General features: G+C 34.3%; 15 protein-coding genes. 6 read left to right on the top strand and 9 right to left on the bottom strand.

Annotated elements, in window-relative coordinates; all coding sequences use genetic code 11:
- On the bottom strand, positions 1 to 897 hold the full coding sequence (locus V4538_02970; GenBank protein MES2379974.1) for a 3-hydroxybutyryl-CoA dehydrogenase: 897 nt from the start codon (positions 895 to 897) through the stop codon (positions 1 to 3).
- A 208-nt stretch (positions 898 to 1,105) separates the two neighbouring features.
- Between V4538_02970 and V4538_02965 the strand changes: the two genes are divergently transcribed.
- Positions 1,106 to 2,605, top strand: a complete 1,500-nt coding sequence (locus V4538_02965) for a thioredoxin-like domain-containing protein (GenBank protein MES2379973.1) — start codon at positions 1,106 to 1,108, stop codon at positions 2,603 to 2,605.
- A 58-nt stretch (positions 2,606 to 2,663) separates the two neighbouring features.
- Here the strand turns inward: V4538_02965 and V4538_02960 are convergent, their stop codons facing one another.
- Positions 2,664 to 3,050, bottom strand: a complete 387-nt coding sequence (locus V4538_02960) for a DUF5329 family protein (GenBank protein ID MES2379972.1) — start codon at positions 3,048 to 3,050, stop codon at positions 2,664 to 2,666.
- A gap of 119 nt (positions 3,051 to 3,169) precedes the next feature.
- Here V4538_02960 and V4538_02955 point away from each other — a divergent pair, with 119 nt between their 5' ends.
- Entirely contained in the window at positions 3,170 to 4,486 is a 1,317-nt protein-coding gene (locus V4538_02955; protein MES2379971.1) for a sodium:proton antiporter, read from the top strand.
- A 7-nt stretch (positions 4,487 to 4,493) separates the two neighbouring features.
- Here V4538_02955 and ytxJ read toward each other — a convergent pair whose 3' ends face one another.
- Together ytxJ and V4538_02945 are read right to left on the bottom strand one after the other, a co-directional pair.
- Entirely contained in the window at positions 4,494 to 4,829 is a 336-nt protein-coding gene (gene ytxJ / locus V4538_02950) for a bacillithiol system redox-active protein YtxJ (GenBank protein ID MES2379970.1), read from the bottom strand.
- Positions 4,830 to 4,898: 69 nt separating this feature from the next.
- On the bottom strand, positions 4,899 to 5,669 hold the full coding sequence (locus tag V4538_02945) for a 2OG-Fe(II) oxygenase (protein ID MES2379969.1): 771 nt from the start codon (positions 5,667 to 5,669) through the stop codon (positions 4,899 to 4,901).
- A 213-nt stretch (positions 5,670 to 5,882) separates the two neighbouring features.
- On the opposite strand from V4538_02945, the gene V4538_02940 reads away from it, so the two are divergent.
- Positions 5,883 to 6,380, top strand: a complete 498-nt coding sequence (locus V4538_02940; protein ID MES2379968.1) for a hypothetical protein — start codon at positions 5,883 to 5,885, stop codon at positions 6,378 to 6,380.
- Here V4538_02940 and V4538_02935 read toward each other — a convergent pair.
- The 3 genes from V4538_02935 to V4538_02925 form a co-directional block, all read right to left on the bottom strand.
- Positions 6,377 to 7,600 carry an MFS transporter gene (locus V4538_02935; protein MES2379967.1) on the bottom strand — a complete coding sequence of 408 codons (1,224 nt, stop codon included), beginning with the start codon at positions 7,598 to 7,600 and terminating at the stop codon, positions 6,377 to 6,379. The two genes, V4538_02940 and V4538_02935, sit on opposite strands and share 4 nt — an antisense overlap.
- The gene (locus V4538_02930) at positions 7,601 to 8,926 is read right to left on the bottom strand and encodes an ABC transporter permease (GenBank protein MES2379966.1); all 1,326 of its coding nucleotides are present in this window, start codon (positions 8,924 to 8,926) and stop codon (positions 7,601 to 7,603) included. It abuts the gene before it with no gap.
- An 89-nt stretch (positions 8,927 to 9,015) separates the two neighbouring features.
- Positions 9,016 to 9,777, bottom strand: a complete 762-nt coding sequence (locus V4538_02925; GenBank protein ID MES2379965.1) for an SDR family NAD(P)-dependent oxidoreductase — start codon at positions 9,775 to 9,777, stop codon at positions 9,016 to 9,018.
- 101 nt (positions 9,778 to 9,878) lie between these two features.
- On the opposite strand from V4538_02925, the gene V4538_02920 reads away from it, so the two are divergent.
- The 3 genes from V4538_02920 to V4538_02910 all read left to right on the top strand — a co-directional run bounded on the left by V4538_02920 (position 9,879) and on the right by V4538_02910 (position 15,244).
- A complete protein-coding gene (locus V4538_02920) occupies positions 9,879 to 10,394 on the top strand; it encodes a YetF domain-containing protein (protein MES2379964.1) in 516 nt (171 codons plus the stop codon).
- A 275-nt stretch (positions 10,395 to 10,669) separates the two neighbouring features.
- On the top strand, positions 10,670 to 14,641 hold the full coding sequence (locus V4538_02915) for a PAS domain S-box protein (GenBank protein ID MES2379963.1): 3,972 nt from the start codon (positions 10,670 to 10,672) through the stop codon (positions 14,639 to 14,641).
- Positions 14,642 to 14,710: 69 nt separating this feature from the next.
- Entirely contained in the window at positions 14,711 to 15,244 is a 534-nt protein-coding gene (locus tag V4538_02910; GenBank protein ID MES2379962.1) for a YceI family protein, read from the top strand.
- Positions 15,245 to 15,393: 149 nt separating this feature from the next.
- Here the strand turns inward: V4538_02910 and V4538_02905 are convergent, their stop codons facing one another.
- Positions 15,394 to 18,957, bottom strand: a complete 3,564-nt coding sequence (locus tag V4538_02905; GenBank protein MES2379961.1) for a T9SS type A sorting domain-containing protein — start codon at positions 18,955 to 18,957, stop codon at positions 15,394 to 15,396.
- Between the two features lie 138 nt (positions 18,958 to 19,095).
- On the bottom strand, positions 19,096 to 22,533 hold the full coding sequence (locus V4538_02900) for a LamG-like jellyroll fold domain-containing protein (GenBank protein ID MES2379960.1): 3,438 nt from the start codon (positions 22,531 to 22,533) through the stop codon (positions 19,096 to 19,098).
- Positions 22,534 to 22,718 lie beyond the last annotated feature (185 nt).

Raw genomic sequence — 22,718 nt, 5'->3', positions numbered from 1 at the left:
TTATCCAAAGTTAGCAAAACGGTCACTTACTACTAAGTCTTTGCTACCCGCTGTGTATACATAAAAACCTTCGCCAGATTTAACACCTAAGTTACCGGCAGTAACCATGTTAACCAATAAAGGAGATGGAGCATAACGGTGGTCGCCTAAACCTTCGTGTAATACATTCATAATAGCTAAGCAAACATCTAAACCAATAAAATCGGCTAATTGCAATGGACCCATTGGATGAGCCATACCTAATTTCATTACCGTATCAATTGATTCAACCGAACCAACACCTTGTTGTAAACAGAAAATAGCTTCGTTAATCATAGGCATTAAAATACGGTTAGCTATAAAGCCTGCATAGTCGTTAGCCAAAGCAGGTATTTTACCCACTGCTTTTGATAAAGTAATAATAGTATCAGTAACTTCTTTGCTTGTTTTAAAACCATTAATAACCTCTACCAGTTTCATAACAGGTACCGGGTTCATAAAGTGCATACCAATAACCTTATCAGCACGTTTAGTAACACTTGCTATTTTAGTTATAGATATAGATGAAGTATTAGAAGCCAAAATAGTATGTGCAGGACATATTTCATCCAACTGCTTAAAAATATCTAATTTAATAGCCATGTTTTCACTGGCTGCTTCTACCACTAAGTCTGCATTGGCTGCTGCATCTTTTAAGCTGGTAAACGTAGTAATGTTTCCTAAAGTAGCTATTTTATCAGCTTCAGTAATGCTGCCTTTGCTTACTTGTCTATCTAAATTTTTAGCAATAGTAGCTAATGCTTTTTGTAAAGCAGTTTCATTTACATCAATTAAATTAACCTGGTAGCCATACTGAGCGAATGTGTGAGCAATACCATTGCCCATAGTACCCGAGCCAATTACAGTTATGTTTTTCATTTCGTTTTTTATATTGTTTAAAATAAGTGCGGCAAAAGTATTAAACCCTTGCACTTTAGCAAGCCAAAAAATAGATTGTTTGGTAATTGTTGATACTTGAAAAAGTGATTTTTATGGGTTTGTGCTACTTAAAAAATTATTAAAGTTAAAATTTGATGTTTTGTGGTATAGTTTTTTCTTAATTTCACCCCAAAATAAATCAACATTTATGCGTATTTTAAAAATATCATTATCCGTTTTTTTTAGTGTGGTTACACTGTTAAGTGTGGCTCAAAAAAAAGCTCCTCAAAAAGCAAATACTGAAAATAATAAGTCGAAAAACGATAAGCCGGGGCATGAACTGAATATAACTATTAAAGGCTATGCCAATAAATTATTTTACTTAGGATACTATTTTGGCGATAAACAATACCTGCGTGATAGTGCTGTTACTGACACCAAAGGTAAAATGGTTTTTAAAGGAACCGATGTATTAGAAGGCGGTGTTTATTTAATAGCTACTGCCGATAAAGCATTGTTATTTGATTTTGTGGTAACCGAACAAAAGTTCACGTTAGAAACAGATAGTTCGTCATTAATTGACAACATGAAAACCACCAATACACCGGAAAATGAAGTGTTTTTTGCGTATACCAAATTTGCTTCGAAAATGGGAAGAGAAGCCAGCCAGTTGGAACCCAAAATTAAAGAAGCCAAAGAGCAAAAGAATAAAGAAGAAGAAGATAAATTATTAGCTCAGTACAAACAAATGATGACCCAGCTAAATGAGGAACGTAAAAGAATAGCTACCGAAAACCCCAATATGCTTATCAGTAAAATATTCAGCATGATGAAAGAAGTAGATGTACCCGATGCACCAAAAGATAGCAAAGGCCAAATTATAGATTCAAACTTTCAGTACGAGTATTATAAAAACCATTACTTCGATAATTTTGATTTTAGCGACAATAGAATTTCACGTACACCTATTTTCTTTCCAAAGTTTGAAACCTTTATTTTAAAAGTGACTCCGCAAATTCCTGATAGCATTATAAAAGCTGCTGATCAGGTATTAAAGTTAGCAGAAAAAGGAAGCGAAAACTTTAAGTTTTGTTTGTTCTGGACAACCAATCATTACGAAGCTTCGCAGTTTATGGGTATGGATGCTGTTTTTGTACATTTAATTGATAATTACTATGCAAAAGGCAAAGCTTATTGGGTTGATAGTTTATTGATTTGGCGTATGAAAGACAAATGTGATAAATTACGCAATAACCTGTTAGGGGTAAAAGCCAGAAACTTGAGCATGCAGGATACAAGCGGTAAATACCATAGCTTATACAACATGGATGCTGATTATACATTGGTGTTTTTCTGGAATGCCACCTGCGGACATTGTAAAGAAGAAATGCCTAAAATAGTGAAAGCATACAAAGAGCTAAACAACGGAATTGCTCCAAAAGCCAAATTAAAGTTTGATGTATTTTCAGTGAGCTTAACCGAAGATCCTACTGAGTGGAAAAAATACTTAAACGAGCAAAAATTACCATGGAAACTACATTTGTACGATCCATTAAATGAAACCAATTTCAGAGTGTTATACGATGTGTTTAGCACACCGGTAATTTATATTATTGATAAGAATAAAAAGATTGTAGCCAAGCGCATTCCTGCTGACCAAATAAAAGAGTTTATTGACAACATGGAGAAAGATAAATTAACTAATTAATCCCAATCCAAGTATTCAAAAAAAAGCCGTTAACAAATGAAGTTAACGGCTTTTCTTTTTAGCTCTTTTCTTTTTCTAATTTTCTTAGCTCATTGTATAATACATCGCGAGTATTAAATATAGAACCATTTTTAAATTTCATTTTATAAGCATCTCCACTCATGGATGATTTACTGGCTATATAGTCAATGAAATCTTTGGCAGTTTTTACTTTACTACCTGCTTTTTTACGTTTCATACGCAAGTGCTCAGCCGCTTCTTTACCCGGGTATTCCTTTCCGTTTCTTATAAAAACCGCATCGCTTTTTTCAAGGTAAGCTATCAATTTTTCTATTTTTTGCTCTTCAGAAATAATTTGTAAATAAATGAAAGGTGCAGCAAAACCAATGCTGGCATTTACTTTACCTACATATAAAAGAGCGGATAACAACAATATTTTTTTCATAATTGGGGGTTGAGTTTTAGTAACTAAATAATTGTTTAATAACTAACTAGACTAAAAATTAATATGCAATAAACTAAAAAATAGTTTAAAAGTGTTAATTGCACCTAAAATTATACAATATGCATACTATTCCCCCTTTAATACTAGTATTTCCCTTCATCGGTTTATTATTAATGATAGCAACGGGGCCCATTTTTTTTCAAAAACTATGGCACCACCATTATCCTAAAATTAGTGTGGGTTTAGGTCTAATTGTATTTTTGTATTATGGTTTTGTGATGGATAATTTTTTGCATCCGTTAGAAACCATAGCAGAGTATATTTCTTTCATCAGCTTGCTGGTTATATTATTTGTGGCCAGTGGCGGTATTTATGTTTTTATAGATGTAGAGAGTAAACCACTTACCAATATAATATTTTTATTTATAGCAGCTATTTTAACCAATTTGGTAGGCACAACAGGTGCTTCCGTTTTATTGATAAGGCCTTTTATGCGTATCAATCGTTATCGCTTACAACCTTACCATATTGTATTTTTTATTTTTATTGTTTCCAATTTAGGGGGTTTGTTAACACCCATTGGCGACCCTCCTTTGTTTATGGGTTATTTAAAAGGGGTCCCTTTTGAATATACTATCATTCATTTATTTCCTAAATGGATAGTAGCCATAGCAGGTATTTTATTGGTGTTCTTTTTGGTAGATAGAAAAAACACCAAATTGGATGAAGTAGATTCAAATATACATTACACCAACAAAGTATTGATTAACGGGAAACGCAATTTTATATGGCTTTTAATAGGGATTGCCAGTATTTTTATTGATCCTAATTTAATTGATATATTGCCTCATATAGATATAGCAGGTAAAAAAATATCGTTTATAAGAGAAATTATACAGTTAAGTGCCGCATTCTTTTGCTTCAGATTATCAGATAAAAAGGCCTTGTTAAGCAACGATTTTTCATTTGAACCCATTAAAGAAGTAGCCTGGTTATTTATAGGTATTTTTTTAACCATGATTCCAGCTTTGCAATGGTTAGAACATTTGGCTCAAGACCCTGCTATCAGTAATAAAATATCAGCTAGTGTGGCCTATTGGTTTAGTGGTGTATTTTCAAGTGTTTTAGATAATGCTCCAACCTACTTAAATGTATTTGCAGTTGTATTGGCTAAGTTTGGCTTTAGTATAGAAAGCGTGGAGAGCGTTAGGGCTTTTTTAAAGACAGAACATATCAATTACCTATCAGCATTATCCACAGGAGCGGTTTTTTTTGGTGCGATGACTTATATAGGGAATGGGCCCAATTTTATGGTCAAATCAATTGCCGATCAGGCGGGTGTTAAAATGCCAAGTTTTGGTACTTATATTTTTAAATACAGTATTCCTTATTTGTTGCCCGTTTTAGTATTGGTTTGGTTGTTGTTTTATTGCTAAACGAGCTTTAAAGAGCCATTAGCTCTTCGTAGTCAATACCCAAATGAGAGTTGTTGTAAATACATTTACCATTTTCAATAACCAATACCTGTGGCGATTCATGTTCAATATTCCATTTACTGGCAATTTCAGCCGATATATCGCGGTGAGCAATTAAATCTAAGTAATAAGGTTTTAATTTTTCACTGTCAGTTGTATCGTTCCAATTGCGTTCCAACCTGTTTAAAGCACTCGAACTGATATTACAGCGTGTACTGTGTTTAAACACTAATATTTTTTGCGAATTCGATTCTTCGTTAATTGTATTTAGTTCCGCTACTTGCGTTAATTGATTCCAGTTCATAAATATAAAACGCCAAAACTAATACTTAGTTTTGGCGTTTTTAAATAAAATATATGTCGTTAGTGTGGGTTAGTGTTTAGCCGTATTACTTTTTGAAAACAAACTTTTAAGTTTAACAGCAGGTACCCATATTTTTGATAAAGCATATTTAATAGGATTATCTTTTTTTACATGCCATACAGTTGTTCGCGATGCTTCTAAGTGATTTTCATGAACAGTATAAGCATAAGCGGCTATAGATGTTCTATATTTACCTTCAGGAAAACTAATAGGGTTATAACCATGCAATGTATAAGCACGACAATGCATAATAGCTAATCGGTTAAAAGGAATTGCTACCGCTGTTTTTTCGCCCGTTCTGCCGTCCTCTAACTGCAAGTGCCCGCCATGGCCTTCTTGCCAGTCTTTATTAATATATAGCAATAAGTTTAAATTTCGATACCAGTTTTCAACCAAAGGGTGGTAGTTGAAATCAGCATGCATATCTAAAAAGCTTCCTTGTTTACCCTGGTGTATGCCTCCGCCATAAAAAGTAGTATCAATAAAAATATCTTCATTGGTAATGTAAGCAACCCAGTTTTTAAACCTTTCACTGATTAAATCATTATACAGTTCTTCAAAAAGGCCACCCAAGTCTTTAAATTTTGACTTCTCAAATTTGTTTTTGGCAAAAACATAATCAGCGCTCGCTACTTCAATATCAGGTATGTTATTATACAAAGTATTTAACTTAGCCTCATCACAAATGCCATCTACAGCTATATGAGGAAAAGGCTTGGCCGTTAAAAACTGTTCGCGGTATTTTTCTTTGTTGGCTTCAATAAAATCAAATAGTATCATTATAATAAAATTACGAATGCAAGTTTAGCGCTATTTCCCCAATAAAATATGACAGGCCTCATTAAAAAAAATGATACAAAAAGAACGGGTGATAGATTTAATTTTGTTATTTCAGGAGCTTTTATTGGATTATAAAATTTGCTTAAACATATAGGTATAATGATTATATTAGCAATAAGTTTAAAAGCTATTGAAGTTGTAATTTAAATTAACATGAAATTTTATTTAGGACTTTTGCTAAGTGTTTTTTTTGTGCTTGCTAACAATGTTAAATCGCAGACAAACCATGAAGAAATTAGCGAAAAGCTATTGGATAAAAACGTAAAAGATACTTTAATAGTTATTGGTAAATGGAATACCTCAGGCGGTAATGAAACGCACATGAAATACTTGGGTGATGTGAAAACCACAGATGGAAAAATATATAAAATTGTAAATTGGGTTTGGTATTGGGGTATATCACATAGGTCAACAACCAAGGTTTTGGTTTACAACGAAAAGAACCAATATGTAGGAAACTACCAATTCAATTTACCTATTGATTTACCTACACAATTAAGCGATTCAGCACTTGTTTTTAACAATAAAAACAAAAAAGAATGCGATACCAAATTGATTACCATTGTTGATTTAAAGAATGGCTTACCCAACGATTTTTTTGTGAATTGTAAAGATAAAGAAGGCACCTCTTATTACCTTACAGTTGATTAGCCGTTGCTAAATTCCATTTTCTTCAACGATTTAGCTTTCCATTGCGTAACACTTACCACCAATAAAGTAACACAACCGCCAAAAATAACCGAAGGAGCTAAACCTAAGTATTTGGCCGCAAACCCACTTTCAAAAGCACCAATTTCATTAGAGCTTCCAATAAAAATGGTATTGATAGACGATACACGACCACGCATATTATCAGGTACATAAATTTGCATAATAGCACCCCTGATAATTACGCTAATGCTATCAAAAGCACCACTGAATAATAACAATACAATACTTAAATAAAAGTTGGTACTTAAGCCAAATCCTATCATACAAATGCCAAAGCAAGCTACTACAGCTATCAGTGTTTGCCCAGGGTTTTTAAAGTTGTTGTAGAACGAAAATACAATCATGGTTATACTGGCACCCAACGATGGGGCTGCACGCAAATAACCTAAACCTTGTGGGCCTACATTTAAAATTTCATCGGCAAAGGCAGGTAATAAAGCTACTGCACCACCAAATAAAACGGAAAATAAATCGAGCGATAAAGCACCTAAAATAATTTTGTGGTTAAATACATATTTTATGCCATCAGCTAAATTAAGCCAGATAGAAGTATGGTTTAATTGAACCGTATGTTTTTTTACTTTTATAGAACTTAAAAAAATAAAAGCAATAAAAATAATAGTACATATTACCATAAAACTATTGGTTATTCCTCCGTAATTGTACAAAAAACCCGCGCTTGCAGGTCCTAAAATAGAAGCCATTTGCCAGGTAGTACTATAAATGGTACTGCCTTTAACCAGTTGCTCTTTGTTAACCAATTGTGTAAGTATAGCCTGTGCAGCGGGTGCATAAAATCCACGGGCTAAACCGGTAAGCATAATGAGTAAATAAATGCTGTTTATTTGGTGAGTTGATTCAAATTTTTCCTGTGTAATGTATAATAATGCCAAAGCACTTATAAGCATCGTAAATAAGCTTACCTGCATTATTTTTTTGCGGTTATGCTTGTCAGCAAAATGCCCGGCAAATAGGGCAACACTTATAGCAGGTATGGCTTCGGCTAAGCCTATTAATCCAAGTGCATAAACATCTTTAGTTAGTTTGTAAATATGCCAGCCAATTATTACCGCAAGTATTTGCAGCGCTACGGTTAAACAAAATCTGGTTAATATAAAATTTCTATAACCACTTACGCGTAACGGATGTTCTATTGCCATTTAATTATTCATTCTTATCCACTTCCATATTTCTTTATAAGTGGGTTTTTTTCCAAAAGTTAATATACCAATTCTATAAATGCGTGAGGCCAGCCATACGGTAAACATAAAGCCAACTATCATTAATCCCATTGACAATAGCAGTTCCCAGGTAGGTACACCAAAAGGTAATCTAATCATCATAACAATAGGTGAAGTAAATGGAATAATAGAAAGCCAGAATGCGGCTGTACCATTAGGTGCATTTAATACTAAACCTTGTGCCAATGCTATAGAAAATAACAAAGGCATAGTAACAGGTAACATAAATTGTTGAGTATCGGTTTCGTTGTCTACAGCGCTGCCAATAGCGGCAAATAAAGCACCATAAAATAAATAGCCGGCCAAAAAATAAAAAATAAACACCGCAATTAAATAGGGGTAATTAAAAGAAAGTAAACCGTCTAAAAAGGCATTGCCACTAATGGCTTTTGCAGGCATTGAATTAGGCATACTTGCCGCTGCTGTAGCCAATTCTTGGGCTTTATTGCCCATTAATAATGAGCTTACCAAAGGGGTAGCTAGCAAAATAAGTGTTACCCAAATAATGAACTGTAGTAAGCCAACACTGGCTATTCCTAAAATTTTACCCATCATTAATTGAAAAGGCCTTACTGACGATATAATAATTTCGACAATACGGTTGGTCTTTTCTTCAATGATGCCTTTCATAACCATCACACCATATAAAAATATAAACAGGTAAATGAGTAAAGCTCCACCAATACCCAAAGCAGTAGCAGCACTTGAGTTGCTGTTTTCCTCCACACCACTTTCAGCACTTAGTTTAATGGTGTTTACATTTATTTTAGTTTCGTTTATTTTATTAATAATGCTCTCGTCAATTTTGTAATTGGCGAGTTGTTCATTTTTAATATACTTTTCTAATTCATTTTCAATGTAATTTATCTGCGATATGCTGGGCTGGTCAATGGCCGTAAGTTTAATGTCGTCAAGGTAATCAATACCAAACGAATCAGGAATGCTTAAAACTGCATAATAAGTATTATTGGTTTTAAGAAAATCGTTAACCGTGTTGGTTTCAATACTTCCATATTCAAAATTGTAAATTTTGCTGCTAGTAAGTTTGTTTTTGATTAAACTGTTTTTGCTGTTTACAAAAATGTTTTTTACATTTTCATCTCCGGGGCCATGAATACTAAAGTAAATAGTTACGCCATAAAACAAAACGATAAGTAATGGCGATAAAATAGTCATTACTAAAAATGATTTCTTTTTTACGCGTGTCAGAAATTCACGCTTTATAATTAAAAAAATTTTATTCATTCATAAGTCATTTTAGCGTTGCAAACATAGCAACATGCCCAACAAAAACAGCACTAAATTTTGCCGTTTATAAAAAAGTAATTATCGTATTATTTTCTGTTTATAATAGAGGCTATTGGTTGTGCCGTTGGCATAATTATCAGCTCATTAATGTTTACTCTAAACGGACGGTTTATACAAAACTCAATAGCTTCCGCTATATCAGTAGCTATCAGGTTTTCAAAACCTTCGTATACTTTTTTTGCCTTTTCTTCATCACCATGAAAACGAACAATAGAAAATTCAGTTTCAACAGCACCAGGATGTATGGCTGTAACTTTAACACCGAACGGAGCTAATTCAATACGCATAGCTTTATTCAATGCGTCTACAGCGTGTTTGGTAGCACAGTATACATTGCCATTGGCATAAACCTCTTTTGCGGCTATAGAACCAATATTGATAACGTGTCCACTGGCATTGTTTTTCATAATGGGTAAAATATATCTTGATACGTACAGTAAACCTTTAAAGTTAGTGTCAATCATGGCTTCCCAATCAGTTAAATCGCCTTCAAAAATGGGAGCCAAGCCACTTGCCAAACCGGCATTGTTTATTAAAACATCAATATTTTTCCAATCGTTGGGTAGGGATTCAATAGCTGTTTTTACCTCATCATGCTTTCTTACATCAAATACCAAAGGCAATGTTTTTATTCCATAGCTACCTGTTAATTCAGTAGCTAAATTTTCAATTTTTTCTTTTCTGCGGGCGTTTAAAATTAAGTTATATCCTTGCGCTGCAAGCTTGCGTGCAACTGCTTCTCCTATACCTGCCGAAGCACCGGTTATAAATGCTATTTTATTTGTCATTTTATGTATGTTTGGGCTGCAAAATAAGTGTAAGAAATGGTAATAATCCTATTTGAAAAATGTCATTTTGAAAAGTACCATACCTAAAAATATAAATTAATATGAATCCATTTCTTGAAATTGTGTTACGTTCATTAGCAGTTTACGTATTTATTATTTTAGCCATTCGCTTGTTTGGCAAGAAAGAACTTTCGCAGTTAAGCATTACCGATTTAGTGTTGATTTTATTAATAAGCAATGCCGTGCAAAATGCTATGGTAGGCGAAGATACCTCACTTCAGGGAGGTTTATTGGCAGCCCTTACTTTGTTTTTATTAAACTACCTCATAAAAATTATTTCGTTCAGGAGTAAGTTGTTTAGTAACATCTTAGAAGGCCAACCCGTTATGTTGGTGTATAAAGGCTTTATAAATGCCGACCATTTAAGGGCGCAGAAATTAACCATGGAAGAGTTAGAAGCAGTGGTACGTGAGCATGGTTTAGAAAAGGTAGAACAGGCCGAGTTGGTTATGCTTGAAAAAGATGGAAGCATAAGCGTTATATCAAAAGAGTTAAAAAACCAAACAATACATAAACGCAAGCGCGTTAAAAAATATGGCGATAGAAACATGAATTAAGCAGCAATATTGTATTGGCCGTTTTGTGGCTTTATTTATTATTTGCTGTTTTCTTAATTCATTTATGTTGCATTACTTAACAAAAAATTGATAGGCAGTTTACGCAAGCCCAATACCTTTAGAAAAGAGTAAATTTATTAGCTTATAAGTACTGAATTTTATCTATTATTGCTAAAAAAGTGTTTAAGCGGTTGTTATTTTGTTTAAGTAGTTGGTGGAATAAACCCTTAAATCAGTTTTTAAATCTATAATTTGCATTTATTATTTTAAAATTTATGGAACCTATTCCACATAACGAAACGGAGCGAATCAAAGCTTTAAAGAGTTATAATATATTAGATACCGGTAGCGAAATTGAGTTTGACAGATTGACCAAATTGGCCTCATTAATATGTGGCGTACCCATTTCATTGGTAACTTTAATTGAAGAAAACCGCCAATGGATTAAATCGAAAATAGGTTTAGATGTTGTGTCTACCGACAGGAATACATCCTTTTGCCAGTATGCCATTATGGATAAAGATTTAATGGAGGTTGAAGATGCTACAAAGGATAAACGCTTTGTTAATAATCCGTTTGTTACAGGCGATCCTAATATAAGATTTTATGCCGGTTACCCTTTAATTGATAATGATGGTTATGCTTTAGGAACCCTATGTGTAATAGATAGAGTGCCTAATAAATTAACCCCAAACCAGATAGAAGCACTTGATATTTTATCCAAAGAAGTAACAGCTCAAATTATATCGCGTAAGGAAAAAATAGAATTACATAATTTAGAACGTTTATTCAACTTGTCTACAGATATGATTTGTGTGGCAGGCCTTGACGGGTATTTTAAAAAAATAAACCCGGCTTTTGTTAAAACCCTAGAGTGGAGCGAAGAAGAGTTACTGGCCAATTCATTTTTAAGCTTTATACATACTGATGATATAGCAGCAACCTTGCGCGAAATAGAAACTTTATCACAAGGAGTTAAAACAATCAATTTTGTAAACAGGTTTAAAACAAAATCAGGTTTATTTAAATTTTTTCAATGGGTAGCTACGCCTGATACTTCAACAGGAAATTTATTTGCCATAGCAAGGGATATTACCCCACAGATAGAAACAGAAAAAGAATTGGTGAAAATCCGAGAAATGCTTGAAACAGCAAGCAGAGTAGCACGAGTAGGGGGTTGGGAAGCCGATTTGTTAAAGCAAACTATATCATGGTCACCGGTTACCAAAGAAATTCATGAAGCCGACCCGGACTTTGAACCAACGCTGGCACAAGGAATTAATTTTTATAAGCAAGGTAAAAGCCGAGACCTAATAACACAGCTAGTAAAAAATGCTATTGAAAAAGGGGAGGCCTTTGAACAGGAAGTACAAATAGTAACAGCAAAAGGAAACGACAGATGGGTAAAAGCCATTGGTAATCCGGAAATGGTTGATGGTATTTGTGTAAGAATATTTGGAACTTTTCAAGACATACAGAGAGAAAAAGAAAGTAGGATTGCGGCAGACGAAATGTATATTCAAATGAATACCTTAATGGCCGCAACTACAGAGGTTTCCATTATTGGTACAGATTTAAACGGATACATAACTCATTTTAATGCAGGTGCTGAAAACCTTTTGGGTTATAAGGCCGAAGAAGTAATTGGCAAAACAACACCATCCATTATTCACAAAGAAGAAGAAGTAATAGCACGAGGTAAAGAGTTAACCCAAATATTTGGTTATCCTATAGAAGGCATTGATGTATTTCATGAATACGCCAAACAAGGACAGAACGAAACCAGGGAGTGGACTTATTTTAGAAAAGATGGTTCTTCATTCCCTGTTCAATTGGTAATAACAGCCCGAAAAAATACCAATGGTGATATTATTGGCTTTTTGGGAATAGCTGTTGATATTACTGATTTGAAAATGGCTGAGCAGGATTTATTGCGTTCAGAATCTAAATTTAAAACCTTGTATAATTCAACCAGCGATTCCGTTGCGTTAATCAATAGCAAAGGTTTTTTTGATTGTAATATAACTACCTTAAAAATGTTTGGCTGCCCTTCGGTAGAAGAGTTTTGCAAGCTGACACTGGATGATGTTTCTCCATTGTTTCAAGCAAACGACCGCCCTTCAAAAGAACTTTCCAACAGATATATGAAACTGGCCTTAGCCAAAGATATATGCAGTTTTGAATGGCGCCATAAACGATTAGATACAGGAGAGGAATTTCCAACCGAAGTGCTTTTAATAGCTCTAGAGTTAGATGGAGAAAAAGTAATTCAGGCTATAGTCAGAGATATTACCCAGCGAAAAGGCCAACAACAAGAGTTAATAAAAGCAAAACAACAGGCCGAAGAAGCGAGCAAAGCCAAGTCAGAGTTTTTGGCCAATATGAGTCACGAAATACGTACACCTTTAAATGGTGTAATTGGTTTTACCGATTTGTTAATGAAAACAAATTTAGATGTAACGCAGTACCAATACATGTCGGCCGTGTTTCAGTCCGCCAATTCTTTACTCGATATTATCAACGATATTTTAGATTTTTCAAAGATAGAAGCAGGCAAGCTGGAGTTAGAATTAAGTAAAATAGATTTGCTGGAAATTGCCGACCAAGTGGCTGATGTGGTTACTTTTCAAGCCCATCAAAAAAAGCTGGAAATGCTTTTAAATATATCGCCCGAAGTACCTCGTTTTATTTGGGCTGATGGAATAAGGTTAAGGCAAGTACTGGTAAACTTATTGGGCAATGCCATTAAATTTACACAGAAAGGCGAAATAGAATTAAAGGTTGAAACATTATCAAAAGTAATAGATGGAGATATTGTATTCAGGTTTTCGGTAAGAGATACCGGTATTGGTATTTTACCTGCTAACCAACAAAAAATATTTGAAGCATTTGCACAGGAAGATGCCTCTACTACACGCAGGTTTGGTGGTACAGGTTTAGGTTTAACCATATCAAACAAATTACTGGCCTTAATGGATAGTAAATTACAGTTGAAAAGTGAAGTTGGTGTAGGAAGTGTTTTTTACTTTGATGTAACGTTTAAAGCCATGAGGGGAGAGCCTATAGTATGGGAAAACCTCGATTATTTTGAAAATATTCTGGTGGTAGATGACAATACCAATAACCGTTTAATTTTACAGGATATGTTAGCCATGAAACAAATTGGAACCGATTTGGCAGAGAGTGGTAAACAAGCCGTAGCGCTTATAGATTCAGGTAAAATATACGATGCTATTCTGATGGACTTTAATATGCCCGAAATGGATGGTATAGAAACAATCAGAAATATTAGAAACAGTAAAAATGTAGAAGGTGGGCAGCAGCCTATTATTTTGCTCTACAGCTCGTCCGATGATGAAACGATTAATATAGCCTGTAAAGAGTTAAACGTTGCACAACGCATAGTTAAACCTATTAAAATACAACAGTTGTTCGATACCCTTTCTAAGTTGAGTCCTAAAAACACCAATAAGCTATTAGCCACATCTGAAAGTAAAACCTTAGAGGTTGAAGTAAAAGCATATCCTAATTTAAAAATTTTAGTGGCCGATGATAATACCGTGAATATGTTTTTAGCTAAAATAATAATCAATAATGTGCTGCCACAGTCACAAATATTTGAAGCTAAAAATGGAAACGAAGCCATTGAAATATATACCAATGAAATGCCCGATATAGTTTTTATGGATGTGCAAATGCCCGATATGAACGGGTACGAAGCAACAAAAGCCATACGCCTGTTGGAAGTAAAAAAACGTATTCCGATTATAGCATTAACAGCGGGTACCGTAAAAGGAGAGAAGGAAAAATGTATTGAAGCAGGAATGGACGATTATATCAGTAAACCTGTAATTAAAGAAACGGTTGAGGTAATGATTGATAAATGGTTACTCAACAGATCAAAAGTAACCCAGCAGGAGTTAAGTAATACCGTACATTTTTACAAAAAAGATTTAATGCAGCGTTTAGGTAACGATCAGGAAGTTTACAATGGGTTTATGGAGCTGGTAAAACTAAGTTTATCTGGTTTGGTAAAGGAGTTGAAAGGACATTTAAACAACAGGAATTGGGATGCCTTAACCAAAGCTGCTCATAAGTACAATGGTATTGCGTTATCCGCTTCATTTACCTTGTTAAGTAAGTTGGTTGTTAAAATAGAACACGAAACAGAATTTAACTACCAGGAGTTGGAACAACTGCTTGTTCAGATAGATGAAGAAGTGAAATTGCTTTTAGAAACGATATAAATTTATTGAACTACATCAATGTTTTTATAAAAATAAACAACCTTAATTTGAATCAAAATTAAAAAAATTATGAGCACAACAAAATGGGGCTTAGACCCTACACACAGCGAAATCGGATTTAAAGTTCGTCATATGATGTTAACCAATGTTTCAGGTTCTTTCAATGAGTTTACAGCAGATGCAGAAACAGAGGGCGAAGACTTTACCACAGCTAAAATTAATTTTTCAGCAGCAACAAAATCTATTAACACCAACAACGAACAAAGAGACCAGCACTTACAATCGCCTGACTTTTTTGACAAAGACAAGTATCCTGCTATTACATTTAAATCGACCAATTTTGTAAAACAAGATGAAGATACATTTAAATTAGAAGGTGACTTAACCATTAAAGATGTAACTAAAAAAGTAGCTTTACAGGTAGAGTACGGAGGCGTATCAAAAGATCCTTGGGGTAACAACAAAGCAGGTTTTTCGTTAAGTGGAAAAATTAACCGTGAAGATTTTGGTTTAACATGGAATGCTGCATTAGAAACAGGAGGTGTTTTAGTAAGTAACGAAGTAAAATTACATGCTGAAATACAATTGGTAAAACAAGCATAAAACCGAGAAATATTAAAATAACAAAGGCTGTTTGAATCATTCAAACAGCCTTTGTTATTTTATAACGAAATGCTTTTACAGTTAAATAATGAAACATAAAAAAGGCCGCTTTGAAATTTCAAAGCGGCCTTTTCTTTTATTCACTTAAATTATTTAACTAATTTAAATGTTTTGGTATTTCCGTTTTGGTTTACTTTTAAAATATAGAATCCTTTAGGTAAATTATTTGCACCTTCAATGGCGAAATTATTTGCACCTATTACGGCATCCATAGTTCTTTGATTAACCAATTTACCATCGGCATTGTAAATATCCACCTGAACAGGTTTGGTTGAAGTAGCATTTAATTTAACCGTTAACTCATTGTCAAATGGATTAGGTGATACTTCAGCCATATCAATAGCATTGATTGCATCAGCTAATTGAATAGTATTTGAGTAGTTAAATTTACCGTCATAATCCAATTGTTTTAATCTGTAAAATACTACGTTGCTATTAACAGCTGCATCAGTAAAGCTATAGTTGTTTACTTTAGTACTTACACCGGCACCTTTAACAAAACCAATACGGTTAAAGTTTCTGCCATCAACACTGCTTTCTATTTCAAACCCTTTGTTATTCATTTCTTGCGCTGTTGACCAAGCTAATTGTGCAGTGTTTTTATCTAATTTATTGGCTTTAAAGCTTAACCAAGAAACAGGTAAAGTATTTGCAACAACACTACTTGCAATACCAAAATCACCATAATCAGTAATATTGTATACTGTTAATAAAGTAGAAGTTCTTGATGTATTTAATGCTATCCAGCTTCCGTTTGATTCAGAACGTCTAACAATATATAAACTATCAATACTTTGAATACCACCAATAGTAGTAGTACTAATACTTAAGTCAAATGGAGCAGTGCTTGGTAAGTTACCGGTTCCAATACCTGAGTAGTTAATAGTAAACCACGCAGAAGGACTAATTACGTCAGGCGTGAATATAGCAGTATTGTTTGTAGTAGCAGTTGTGTTAGTTGCAAATACCGGACTTGCAGCACTAAACACAGGTGAACCATTAAAGGCTGAAATAGCTAAAACACCATTGCTGGCACCTACTGAGGTATTGTAATTAACTGTTACAATTCCACTTGAATAAATAGTAGGAGAAGGTACTGATTGGTAGTTTGTTGAAGGAGGGTTTAATACATTTATGTTATTAAGGAAAATACTATTACCTAAACCTGATCTGCTTCTAAAAGCTATCATTACAAAACCATTATTCGCATAAGCTGATAAATCAACAGTAGCATTACGCCATTGTGAAGCTGAACTTGGTAAGAAGAATGAACTTTGAGCAGCAGCAGTACCTAAACTAGGGTTGCTGGTTTGGCTGGTTAAAGTTTGTACTACTGTAAAAGTACTACCACCATCTGTTGATACTTCAACATCCAATGTATCATCGCCACTTAATATTTTTGGCGCATGTGCCAATGAGTAATATAAAGTAGGATTGGTTACACCTGTAAAGTTAAAAGCCGAAGTAGATACAATACGTCCGTTGCTAACATAGTTAAAGTTATCAGCATAGAAAGAAGTATTAGTAGCACCATTAGGCATAACGCAAGAAGTTGTTTTCCATATAGTAGTTACATTGCTTGCATTGTCAATAGTCCAATTGCTTGTTAAAGTAGCTCCTGACGTTCTGAAAGGTACAGTATTGCGCGGAGAAGCAGTGTAATTGATTATTAAAGTATCGTTAGCAACAAGCGAATCATTTACTAAGCTAGTGAATATTTTAACAGTATAAGTACCTGCACTTGCAAAAGTAATAGCATTGGCACCGGTAAATAAAACACTGGTAGTATCGTTATGAGCAATAGCCGTTGTAGTATTAATAGGTCCAATTACCGGGCCATTGTTAACGCTGTAACGAACAGCTATTCCTGCCGGACGGTTTTGCATACCATAGTTTTTAACAATAGCTCTGAAAGGAATACTTACTCCTGTTGGAACACTGTATTTAGTTGAGATAGAGCTTGCCGTAACACCTACTTCTATTTGTGGTATCGGGCGAACATGGCATTCCATCATTAACCTTGTAGTTTGATTACCCGTTGCACCCGGAAGGGCATAAAATGTACCAACTGTTGAATTACTAAGAGCTGTTCCTGTTGTAAGAAAGTAAAAAGGATTATTTGTTCTGAATGGATTTTCTGTTTGAGAAGTTCCTAAGAAATAGTTTAATCCATTAACAGCAGTACTTCCGGCTATTCCGGCAATAACTGATTTATTGGTTACATATATTGGTACTTGAATATTAAAATTCATAGTAGTTCCTTGGTCAGAAGCTTGTACTATTCTGTTTGCCGATCTGGCTATAACATTTCCTAATGTATCCAGTATCATTCCACAAACAGTATCACCTACCGCATCAGCATTTGAAACTAAAAAAGATCTAACAGTAGTTAACAATGCATCGCCACTAACAAAAAATTTAGCACCCCAAAAATTAGGAATAGTAATACCATTACTACCTGAGTGAGCTAATAAAGTATCTCTATAACTCATTTCATAATTATTTACGAAATAGCTATTGCTTAAAGTATTGTTGGCATTATTATCATCAGTAGGAACCGATACCGTAATAACCGAAGCACCTGTATTTGTAGGTATAAAAGGAGCAAAACTAACATTGGTGCTTAAACCAGGACCTAATGATGGAATAGTAGCAGTGGTAGTGTAAGAGTGCGCACCAGTAATATCTAGTGTAACAACAACACTTGTTAATGTACTTACTCCATTGTTTGAAATATTTGCTCTGATAGAATCTGAGATAGAATAGTTTAAGGTTGTTTTTCCTTGTGTGTAAATAGCTTTTACCGAAGCATCGTTAGCAGTTATTGGTGTAAACCTGAAAGTAGTACCAGAAACAGGTGCAGGACCTGCAGGAGTACTAATAGGATTTCTATAGTTTACAGCATTATTTAAATAAAAGCCTTGGTTAGCTACAGTATTGGTCCAGCCAATAGTAGAACCTTTTACCAAATGTAAGTTTTGAGCAGCATTGATTACACTGCTACCAACTATACCAACAGCGGCAAAACGAACAAGAGGTTGATTAATAGTGGTTGTCCAGTTACCATATACATATTCTACCACATTGGTTGATTCATACAGTTTTATTTGAAAATTAATGGTATCATATAAACCGGCTGTGGAAGCTTGTGTTTTATCTTTCACGTTTTTCCATTGAATAGTACAAACCTGTGCGCCAGAAAAACCATCTGTAAAAACCCTGAATTCAGGAGTTGATGAGCCGCCAAATAAATCTTGCCCCATTGCAAATAACATAGAACTGTCGCTGGCAAAAGGTGTAGGTAAAGTTGCAGATGTGAAAACCCCATTAGATGGTGGTTGAGCAAAAGTTGTAAATAAGAAATGACGAGAAGCGCTGTCTCTACCTAATTTAATAAATCCATTAGTACTAAATACAAATGAGTCATATGCAGCTCCGTTAAAGTTAAAAGTAAAGCCAATTGGCTGAGGAGCAGAAAAAGCATCATCGTTGTTTGCCACAGGAATGACATTGCCATTCGTACCTAAATCAACATAACTATTAGCGGCAATGGTAAACCCTCCGGGTAAATAATTAAGCTGGGCATTTGAATAGTAAACAAAGTTTACAAACAAAAAGGCAAGAAAAATTTTTAGTGTAGTTGTTCTCTTCATATGGTTTTTATTTTTAAATGTTTTTCGAAGTACGAGATTAAAATGAAATTAGCAAGTCATATTTTTTTAATGACATAAAAAAACCTCTTGATAGTTAATATCAAGAGGTTTCTTTTTTTACTGGTTATTTTAATGTGTTTATTTTATCAGTTTAAATGTTTTAATGTTTCCGCCTTGGTTCACTTTTAAAACATAAAAGCCTTTTGATAAATATTGTACTTCATCCATATTAATACTATTTAAACCAAAAGGAATATTTATAGTTTTATTGTTAACTAAAATACCATTCGAGTTATAGATAGAAATTTGAATGTCTTTATCAGAAGCATTGTTTAATTTAATAGTTAAATCATTATCAAAAGGATTTGGTAAGACTTCAACTACATCAAATGCATTATTGATTTGATTAGCAATTCTGATTACCGATGAATAAGTATATTTTCCATCAAAATCAACTTGTTTTAAACGATAGAAAATAGTGTTTTCATTACCTGTTTTTTCATCTAAGAAGCTATAAGTGTTAACTTTATTGCTATTACCTTGTCCTTTAACAAATCCAATATTGCTGAATTCTTTTCCATCAATACTACGTTCTACTTCAAATCCTTTATTGTTTGTTTCAAATCCGGTAATCCAGTTTAGCATTACACGGCTATCCATTTTACTTCCATTGAAAGAAATGAAACTAACAGGAAGTGAGTTGGTATTTGATGAAACAACAAATTGTCTGTTGAAAGTATCAGTATTTAAAAGTAAATAGTTAGCTTTAAAGTTATTGGTTACTCTTTCAAAAGTATTAGCAGTGCTTCTTACTGTATTCCAAGCTCCAAAGCCCATTAAACGTCCATTTAAAGTTAAATCAGCATTGGTTGATGATGATAATATACTACCATTTGGAACTGTAAACTCGAATCTTGCACTGTCAAAAGTCATATCTCCGTATTTGTAAACAACCCATGAAGTTGTACTGTTATTAGCAAATCCGGTTGGAGTTGTACCTATTAAGGCTTGAGTAGATCCTGTTACGGCAAATGAACCGTTTCCAATAGGGTTTTCTACTTTCACTGCTATTTTATTTGAAGTACTTGATTGTATTGAATTGTTAAAAATATTAAAAATACTTGCTGGAATAGTATCAAGCATAACAGAACCACCAAACCAAACTTGTCCAAGTCCGGTTATGTTAGCATCCATATTTATTAAATCACCACTATTACAGTTTCCAGAAGCATCAGATATAGAGGCGTTGCCTAAACCTTCATTCATTCTATAGTAAATAACTAAATTAGGATCAGAGAAATTAGCAATTTTGTTATGCATGTTTTGAATAATATCATGCTGTGTACGTGCAATATTCCACATTCTGAATTCATCTAAACCACCATTTAGAGCAGATACTCCATTGGTTGATTTAGGTCCTGCTCTTTTACCTAGGTATATAGGGTTGGTTTTATAATTTATAAGACCTGTTGCACCCATTGAACCTGCTGTATCACCGTTAATATACAAAGCTAAAGTAGCTCCGTCATAAGTAGCAGCAACGTGAGCCCAGTTATTAGTTGGTATAGTATCATTACTGGTTAAAAAGAATACACCACTAGTGGTTTTAAGTGTTACAAAAACTTTTCTTCCTACTGTTTCAATAGTAATACTTGTATCTGAATTACTTGAATCAGCAGAGAAAATACAACCAGGATTTAGTAATGCATTGTTTCCTAATACCCAAGTTTCAAGGGTAAACGAAGTAGTTGGTTTTACTGATGATTTATTAGCAATTTCCACATAGCTGTTTGATCCATTGAACTGAAGTCTGTTTTCCTGGGTTAATACCGGAATATTATTAATTACAAAAGTTGCCGAAGCTGTATCGTTTGAGCTGCTGGCATCTCCTGTTAAGTCACTCCATGTTTTAATGGTATAAGTTCCAGCAACAGTAGGGTTAAATAAAGTAGTGAAAGTTACCGGTAATGATTCATTTATATTTAAAAAAGAAACAATAGTTGAGTCATAATAAACCTGAGCATTTGATGCATTTGTTATACGGCATTTTACTTGGAAACTACTTTGTGGATTGGTTCCGTAATTAATAACTGTACCAATAGGATTGAAAGCTGTTTGACCTTGTGGTAATATTTTACAAGGGAAATTTACTGCTGTAAATCCAATATCATCCGCTGCCTGTAACCTTGGCTCAATCATAAATCTAAAAGAGTTGGCCGGTGCAAAATCTGTCCATATTCCGGAAGCTGTTGGTGATCTGTAATAGAAGGTTTGTGAGCGAATAGGGTTTTCATTTTGGAAAGCAAAATTCGCGTTAACGGTCGATGATTGAATTACACCCACAAAGAAAGTATCTGTAATAGTAACAGCAGGTGAAACAGGTATAGTATTTAACCCGGTAACACTTGTAAAGGTTGATGACTGCCAAAGTAATGTACCCGGCTGCCCGGTTATGGCATTTCTTGACCATATACCAACGGCAAGAGAGATACCTCCGCCAAAAAAATTAACACCGACTTGGTTAATTGCATTAGCTACACCTGAATAGGCGAATTTAGCCACAAAATCACCTGTTCCTCCTGTAAATCCTACTCCACCAATGGCAGGTAAAGTTGGTTCAGCATAAGTATAAGTGGTGGCTGTAACAACCTGGTTAAATGTTTTTGAATTGTTACCGTTATTACTATCCGCAGGCACACTAACCGTTACCAAGTTATTGCCTAATACAGTCGGGTTGAAACCAGCAAACGAAACTTGTCTTGTTACACCGGGCTTTAAAGTATCCATCCAGAAAGTATCAACAAAAGCATTTGCTCCCGTTATTTTCAATATAACCGGGTAATTGATTAAAGTATCAATACCAATATTTGATAAATTGGCGCTAACAGCGTGAGGAGCAGTGTATGGAATAGGCATTTTACCTAAAGTGTAAATTTCATTGATTTTTGCATCAAGTTTGGCAGGTTTAACACCTACTAAAATTTGAGCTCTGAAGTTTGAAGCAGCTAACGTTGTTGGAAGTGAAGTACTGTTGTTTGCATTCCATTGTCCGTTAGTAATGCCTGTATTACAATTGTATACAGCTCCAGTACCGGCAATAGTTGGTGTCCATTCGTAAGCCAGGTATAATCCCGAACCGGTATATTTAAATGGGGTTGGAAGCACTACGCTATAAGTTGTTGCGGCAGCTGGAATAGTCATAGGTCCATTATAAACCAATGTCAATGCTGTAGGGGTAGTAAGTAAAGTAGCCCATGTTGAACTTCTTGTAAAGGTAGCATCAGTTGTGTTTACTAAGTAAATTTTCATGGTTCCTGAAACAGAAGAGCCTGCAGTTAAAATGCTCCATCCGATTCTTTGAATACTGTCTCCATTGGCTACTAAACCTGTAAACTCAGCGGCACTATAAATAGCGCAACTTCTATGGAATAAGAACTGTGTTACGGGGCCTCTACCGTTTCCGGAGGTTCCGTTTGCCGCACTTGGCACCATAACGTTTACCGTTGTTTGTGCGTTTGTGTTACTTGTCATTAACAAGCAGGTTAATACTAAAAGTAAGGTGTAGATTTTTTTCATATATTTAATGTTTATTGTATGCAAAGTAAGGTTGTTATGTATAATTACAAAGTAATATTAATAACAAATTAAAAATTTTACAAAATCTGTTAACTTAATTAAGTATCAGGCAACTTAAATTTTGCGATAAACAAATTCTATTCACAGATAATCAGTATTATAAAAGACTCTCTTAAAGCAAAAAA

The organism is Bacteroidota bacterium (genome assembly GCA_040388375.1).
Lineage (GTDB): Bacteria > Bacteroidota > Bacteroidia > UKL13-3 > UKL13-3 > JAAFJM01.
The sequence above is the reverse complement of the archived record's forward strand: the minus strand, read 5'-3'. Positions and strand labels throughout refer to the sequence as shown.